Genomic DNA, 7022 nt, shown 5'->3' with positions numbered 1-7022 from the left:
TTTACGTCGTTTTTTCATCGGTTGCTTGTATCTTATTTCTTCTTAGCAACCTGTCCAACATTGCGGGACCAGCTCAGGATGAACTGGACCGGTTTTTTGAACGGGAGGGGATAGTTTCGTTGAGGTATCCGCGACATAGGGTGCCGGCGTGAAGCGGTCCTGTTGGTTTAGCTCGTTCTGGGGAAAACATATTTCGTAAAAGTTGGTGGAATGGAATTATGGAACAAAGTTTGGTGGACTGCTTCGCGAGAAAGCGTTCTCGATAACGCAGGTCAAGCGGTTTTGTAAAAAATTAGTAACGCGGCTTTTGTGATCTTTTAGTCCGCGAATGGACGCGGAATTATTTATTAAAATCGCTATCGTTGTCGGTCTGTGACTTGGATCGGTTTGATCGGTTTGATTTTCGATCCGCTAATGGACGCGAATAAACGCTAAATTTTTTGGATTCGTATGCTGGGCTCTGGGTCTCTTAGGGGTGAAATTTGTCGCGGGTCATTTTGGAGCGATCAATGCCGAGCTGGGGCTCAGCATTCCCAGGAAATAATTTTTGCGCAGGAAGGGGCTGAAAACAACGCGGGATTTGTGAAGTCCTGATTTCGATATAACCCGGATTACGCAATAGGTCGCCGCAATTGAGGATCGATCTGCCGGGTTGCTAGATCTCGCGAAAATTTTCGACACACCCCTGATGCGCTTTCAGGCTTCTTTAGGCTGCGTGGACATCTTGCACGCTGCTGTCGCGTAATCTGGGTCTACTTATAGTCCGACGAGTGCCCGTAGATCGAGTGTCACGATCATGAATGGATTACAATTTTCTGAGCTTGGCCGCGATCTCGGTATGGCTTGGGCTGAATAATCGCATATTAGCCCAATGTCCTCAGACGAATCTAGACCTTTTCCGCCCGCCTACTGGCGATTTTTTCTGCCCTTGGCAGCGGTCGGTGTCTTGATGCTTTCGGGGCGATTATTTCAGAACTATGCACTGCTGGAGTTTCCGGACGGGGTCAGCCAATTGGCCCGGTTTACACTGGCTTCATCGATCTTCTTTCCCTGCATGTCGGCGGTAGCTTTTTTTCCGCAACTGACCAATGCTCTGATCCGTAACCAGCGCGATTTAAAGATCGTGGGGCGTTTTGCCTTCTGGGTTGCTTCTGCGCTCACCGGAGTGCTTTTTTTCTTCGCTTGGTCGAGTTGGGGAAAAAGCTGTGTGGCTTGGCTGTATCCGGGTGAACCGGAGCTGACCGAGGATATTATCTTTTATCTTAAATGGTATACGCCCTCGGTCCTTTCGTATGGTTATGTCAATTTCGTCTCGGGCCTACTGATGCAATGTGAGCGTACGCATTGGGTGACTGTGTTGCGGGTGGCAAGCCTGGTGCCGATGGTCCTAATTTTGGCGGCCGGCGTATTCCTAGAAAGTGACGCCCGCTGGGTGATTGGTTGGTCGTGCCTCGTTCCAGAAATCTGTGCTGCGTTGCTGGCTTTCTGGCTGTTGAAAAAGCGCTCCAAAGTTGGGCCTGTCAAAGCAGAGGACCCACGGTTGAGTTATGCCAACATCGCGCGCTATTATTGGTCCCTGGCTCTCACCACGATCATGTTTACGCTTTCGCGTCCGATTGTCTTTCAACTGGTAACGTGGGAAGGGGCTCGGCGTGGCGATGAACTCTGGACAGAAACAGTGCTTGCCGCGTTGGCCCTGTCGTTTGGGCTGTCGATGATTTTTCAGATCACCATCAATCATTTGCGGAATGTCTACTTAACTTATGCCGCAGAATTCCCTGCAGCGACCCGTCGTTTCGCATGGAAGTTGATTGGTTGGGTGACGTTGTTGATGGCCATACTGATTGTAACTCCCGGTGCGCGCTTCTTTTTTGAGCATCTTCAAGGTGCTGATGGGCAGGTTCTCGAGTGGGCTGTCCAGAGTTTTGCTGTGTTTGTTCTGGTGCCTCTGGTTGTGGGCATTCGCAACCACTACCATGGGTTGGCCATGGTTGAACGGCGCACGCTCGTCATGGGTACGGCATCGATTCTTCGCAATGTGGGCATCGTCGTTATCGGGCTTAGTCTCAGCGCTCTTGGTGTTTTCACACCTTGGACCGGTTCGTTGTTGCTCATCATGGGATTCGTCGTCGAGGCACTGGTCGTCGGCCCTGTGATGGCACGGCGGAAACCGTCTGGGGTGATACCCCCTCCAGAAATGCCTGTCTCTTAGAGCGGACTGAAGCTATACCTGCACGTAGGGCAAGTTTGCCGCAGTGGCGTCGATGTCGGAATTGCCTTCGAGCAGCTCTGCGATAGGGTCCCACTTGCCGTTGACGAGGCTGTGGCGATTACCTTCACGAATGGTGCAGGGCACGCTCTGGTTGCCGAATTTGATCTGCAGTGCATCCAGGTCGATGCTGATCTCTGTTGATGGATCAGCTTCAACTGCAGCGACGATCTTTTCGATATCTTCGGCGCTCGCAGCGACACAGGGTATGCCCAGATTCGTTGAGTTGCCAAAGAAGATTTCGGCGAATCCTTGGGCTATCACCGCTTTAAATCCCGCGCGGAAGATCGCTTGAGGTGCGTGCTCACGTGAGCTCCCGCAGCCAAAATTGTTTCCGGAGATGAGGATCGACGCGTCGGCGAAACGGGGGTCGTTGAGGTTGTGTTCCTTGTCGTTGCCAGCTTCGTCTTTGCGGACGTCGTAGAAGAAGAATTCACCGAGACCATCGAAAGTGACGCACTTCATAAAGCGCGCGGGAATGATGCGATCGGTATCGATATCGTCTCCAGGGACATAAACGCCCCGACCAGAGACTTGGGTAATTTTTTCCAGTGCCATGTGAGATGGGTATTGAGATGACTATGTGTTAAGCGACTGCTTCTTCCAGGATGCCGAATAGCTCGCGCGCATCGGCGACCTCGCCTTTGATGGCTGCAGCGGCGACCATAAGTGGGCTCATGAGCAGCGTGCGTCCCGTTGGGCTGCCTTGGCGACCCTTGAAATTACGATTTGAGGAGCTGGCGCAGAGTTGGTCACCCACTAGTTTGTCTGGGTTCATCGCTAGGCACATGGAGCAGCCAGCGCCGCGCCATTCGAAGCCGGCGGCTTTAAAGATCTTATCGAGGCCTTTTTGCTGAGCGATTGCTGCTACGACTTGAGAGCCGGGAACGACGATGGCTTTGACGTGGCTGGCGACTTGGTGCCCTTCAATAAATTTGGCGACTTCTTCCAAATCGGAGAGGCGGCCGTTGGTGCAGGAACCGATGAAGGCTACGTCGACCTTTTTACCGGCGATGGCACTGCCCCCTTCAAATTTCATATGCTCCAAAGCTTCGGCGATCGAGGCGCGCTCACTCTGGGTATGACCATCTTCCGTTGCGGGGATATTTTCGTTAATGGCAATACCCTGGCTTGGATTGATGCCCCAAGTGACGGTGGGTGCGATGTCTGTCGCGTCGATTACAACGACGTCGTCGTAAGTTGCGTCAGCGTCGGAGGCGATGGCCTTCCAGCCTTCAACAGCAGCCTCCCATTGAGCTCCCTTTGGAGAGTGGGCGCGTCCTTCGAGGTAGTCGAAAGTGGTTTGGTCGGGATTGACATAACCGACGCGTGCGCCGCCCTCGATGGACATGTTGCATACGGTCATACGCTCTTCCATGGTGAAGCGATCAAAGACCTCTCCGGCATATTCGTAGGCAAAGCCAGTGCCGCCGTTTACTCCCAACTTACGGATGATGTGGAGGATAACGTCCTTGGCATAGACACCTGGGGCTAATTCTCCGTTTACTTCAATACGGCGCACTTTGAGCGGACTGAGAGCGATAGTCTGCGTGGCAAATACATCGCGCACTTGGCTGGTACCGATACCGAAAGCGATGGCTCCGAAGGCACCATGTGTCGATGTATGCGAGTCTCCGCAAGCAATGGTGGTGCCGGGTTGCGTGATGCCCTGCTCAGGGCCAACAATGTGAACGATGCCTTGTTTGCCCGTATCTGTGTCGAAGAAGGTCACGCTGTTCTCTTCGCAATTCTTGCGTAACTCTTTGATCATGGCGTCGGCCAATGGGTCGGAGTAGGGTTCACCGGGTTCGTCAGTGGGAACGATGTGGTCGACCGTGGCGAAGGTGCGGTGTGGCATTTTCACAGAAATACCAAGGTCGCGGAGCATCCCAAAAGCTTGTGGACTGGTCACCTCGTGGATCAGGTGAGTACCAATTAGCAATTGCGTTTGTCCGTTAGACAAGGTCTTGACGGAGTGCGCGTCCCAGACTTTTTGGAAGAGGCTTTTACCCATGGTTTACTCGCTTTGTGGATTAGAGAAAAGTAGAGAGCATGATGGATTTCAACCGTTGGGCAACCTGAAATGCGGGTCTGTTTCTAGGATTCTAGAATGGGTCTAGGTCGCGTGTCAGCTGTTGATCATGTCGCCGACGATCTGGACTGCTGAGTCGATACACAGTCGCTTGTTGATGCGGCGGGCTTCGTTGTGTGCACTCTCGAAGGGCAGAGGCGTGATCGGTTCGATATAGACTGACGAATATGTGCCGAGCGGATGCCATCTTTGAGGAGACATCAGAGGACGTTGGCTGAGAAAGATGGTGAGGGTGGGGCATCCTGTCGCCGCGGCGAGGTGCGCAGGGCCACTATCGCGCGATAGCATACAACAGGCGCGTCGACAGAGCCCAGCGAGCTCCGCCGGAGTCGTTTTACCGGCGAGGACTGGGACGATTTTGTGCAATTCCTTGGGCAAGTGCTGGAGAAATTGACCGATTGCTGGATCGTGTTTGTCCGATCCGACGATGACGGGCAACCATCCATAGCGTGCTCTCAAAGCTTCTGCGAGGTCAGCCCAGTAGGCAGGCGATACGGTCGGCTTGTTGCCAAATGAACTGAGGTGGATGAGCTGAAAGGCGTCGGGAAGATCGCCTGTGTAGGTGCAATGACTGAAGTCGTCGGGAAGCCACCTGCCGGGTGCTTGCAAGCCGAGCGCGGAGAGGAGGCCGAAATTATAGGCTGCTTCATGTTGTGTGCCCTGTTTTTTCCAATTGTAGGGGCGCCAATAGGTAAGGCGCGCACCGCGTTCTCGCGACGTACCGATGCGGATGGGTATCCTCGCTGTCTCAGCAATTGATTCGAGCTTTGGGTGGGGATTAAGGAATACCACTGCTGATGGCTCGAATGCGCGGATGCGTTCCTCCCAAACCGCCGCGGGTTGATTACCGATCGCCCAAACTTTCAGGCGTTCACGCCTGCGAATGATGTCTGCAAAGGGTTCGGCGACTGCAAATGCGACTTCTGTTTCAGGCCATGCCTCGAGTAGCGGCTGGATACACGACGTGGAGATGACCAAATCCCCCAAACGATCGGCCCTTACAATTAAGAGGCGACGTGGGCCGTTTGGCCCCACTTTGGGTGGTTCACCACGCCAGCCATACCCGAAGAGAGATGAAAGCATCAGTGGGGCTTAATAATCAGCTGTCACCAGTTTCGCAAATTAGATTTGGATCGATCAAATCCTCACGCTTGATGGCATAGGTTCCCATGCGCCCGACGACTATGCCAGCGGCGATATTGGCAAATACGGCAGCCTCTTGCAGCGAATAGCCCAGCGCCAAAGCCGGTCCAAGCAGAGAGATCACCGTGTCACCCGCACCGGAGACATCGAAGACTTCCCGCGCCTCGGTGGGGAGGGCCTCTGTCGGTTTTCCGGCGCTTGAAAGAAGCATACCTTCAGAGCCGAGTGTGATGACGATGTGTTTGGGTTGATAGCGGCTGTGCAGCTCAGTTATCACACTTTCTGCATTGAAGGGCCCTGCGGGATCTTGGCCGGCAAGCAGGAGAGCTTCCTTTTTGTTGGGCTTGATCAGGGTCAGGTCGGAATAATCACGAACGCGGGGCGGTTTTGGGTCGATGCAGATCGGAGTATCGCCTGCCAGTATCTTGAGCCGCTTCAGTAAGCGGTCATCTACTGTGCCTTTACTGTAGTCTGAAACGATCACTAGATCGAAGGATTCAAGGCTGAGAGCGTGGAGGGACGCATCGCTGAGTTGGTATGAATTGAAAGGACCTTCTCGATCGATACGACAGACTTGTTGGCGCTGAGCCAATACGCGGGTTTTTTCGACAGTGCTGCGTTCTGGTGAGGCCTCGATCGCGTCACAATGGATCTGGGAGCGTTCCAAAATTGCTCGCAAAGCGTCAAAAGCTGTATCGCAGCCCACAGTTCCCATCAGGCTGACCTGTCCACCGATGCTGGCGATATTCATAGCAACATTGGCTGCCCCACCAGCAACATCAGCTTCGCTGCCTACTTCTATGACGGGAACGGGAGCCTCACTAGAGATGCGCTGTGCCGCACCAAAAATATAGCGGTCAAATATAATGTCCCCGACCACAAGCACGCGGAGTTGGGATATTTTTTCAACAAAGTGCTGAATGCGACTCATCAGTTGTCTTTCCTCAGCGTAGAGGGTGTGTTTTCGGCCTGTGCTATTTTTTCGATCATGTTGGATGTGCTGAATCCACTAAGAAATGGAAGAAAGCGAATGGTGGTACCTACTGCTTCCAGAGCGCCGCGTTCACCTGGATCCAGAGTATCCAGAGAGTAATCTCCAGCTTTGCAGTAGATGTCAGGTTCAATAGCAGAAATCTCTGGGTCGAGGCGTGGGGAGTTAAAAATGATCACAGCATCAACGGCATTCAGTGCACTGAGACAATAGGCACGATAGGTCTCTTGGTTTATAGGTCGATCCGGTCCCTTGAGGGCACGTACGCTCGCGTCGCTGTTCAAGCAAAGCCATAGGGTATCGCCGAGTGCTTTCGCCTGATTAAGGAAATAAATATGCCCAGCGTGTAATATATCGAAACAGCCATTGGTTAAAACGAGTTTTCGATGATCTCGTCTCAGCTGCTCACGGATTTTGATCGCCGCATTGAGCGCGATGATTTTCGAGCTTTGGAGTTCCTGAGCCACATCCCGACTGTCGGCAGCAAGGTTTAAGACTGCCAGAGTAAAATCGCGATTCATGGCTAA

General features: G+C 53.1%; 6 protein-coding genes. 1 reads left to right on the top strand and 5 read right to left on the bottom strand.

Features of this window, described 5'->3' with window-relative positions:
* Positions 1-871 precede the first annotated feature (871 nt).
* A complete protein-coding gene (locus HRU10_08220; GenBank protein ID NRA27218.1) occupies positions 872-2212 on the top strand; it encodes a hypothetical protein in 1341 nt (446 codons plus the stop codon).
* A gap of 12 nt (positions 2213-2224) precedes the next feature.
* On the opposite strand, the gene leuD is transcribed toward HRU10_08220, so the two are convergent.
* The 5 genes from leuD to HRU10_08195 form a co-directional block, all read right to left on the bottom strand.
* Positions 2225-2827: a 3-isopropylmalate dehydratase small subunit gene (leuD, locus tag HRU10_08215; GenBank protein ID NRA27217.1), complete on the bottom strand. Its 603-nt coding sequence runs from the start codon at positions 2825-2827 to the stop codon at positions 2225-2227.
* Between the two features lie 28 nt (positions 2828-2855).
* Complete coding sequence (gene leuC, locus HRU10_08210) at positions 2856-4283, bottom strand: 3-isopropylmalate dehydratase large subunit (GenBank protein ID NRA27216.1); 1428 nt, start codon at positions 4281-4283, stop codon at positions 2856-2858.
* Between the two features lie 114 nt (positions 4284-4397).
* Positions 4398-5444, bottom strand: a complete 1047-nt coding sequence (locus HRU10_08205) for a glycosyltransferase family 9 protein (GenBank protein NRA27215.1) — start codon at positions 5442-5444, stop codon at positions 4398-4400.
* Between the two features lie 16 nt (positions 5445-5460).
* Positions 5461-6435, bottom strand: a complete 975-nt coding sequence (locus HRU10_08200) for a bifunctional hydroxymethylpyrimidine kinase/phosphomethylpyrimidine kinase (GenBank protein NRA27214.1) — start codon at positions 6433-6435, stop codon at positions 5461-5463.
* The gene (locus tag HRU10_08195; GenBank protein ID NRA27213.1) at positions 6435-7016 is read right to left on the bottom strand and encodes an adenylyltransferase/cytidyltransferase family protein; all 582 of its coding nucleotides are present in this window, start codon (positions 7014-7016) and stop codon (positions 6435-6437) included. Before HRU10_08195 ends, HRU10_08200 begins: the two co-directional genes overlap by 1 nt.
* Positions 7017-7022: the final 6 nt, after the last annotated feature.

Source organism: Opitutales bacterium, assembly GCA_013215165.1.
In the GTDB taxonomy this organism is placed as follows: domain Bacteria; phylum Verrucomicrobiota; class Verrucomicrobiia; order Opitutales; family JABSRG01; genus JABSRG01.
This window is presented reverse-complemented; position numbering and strand designations above follow the sequence as displayed.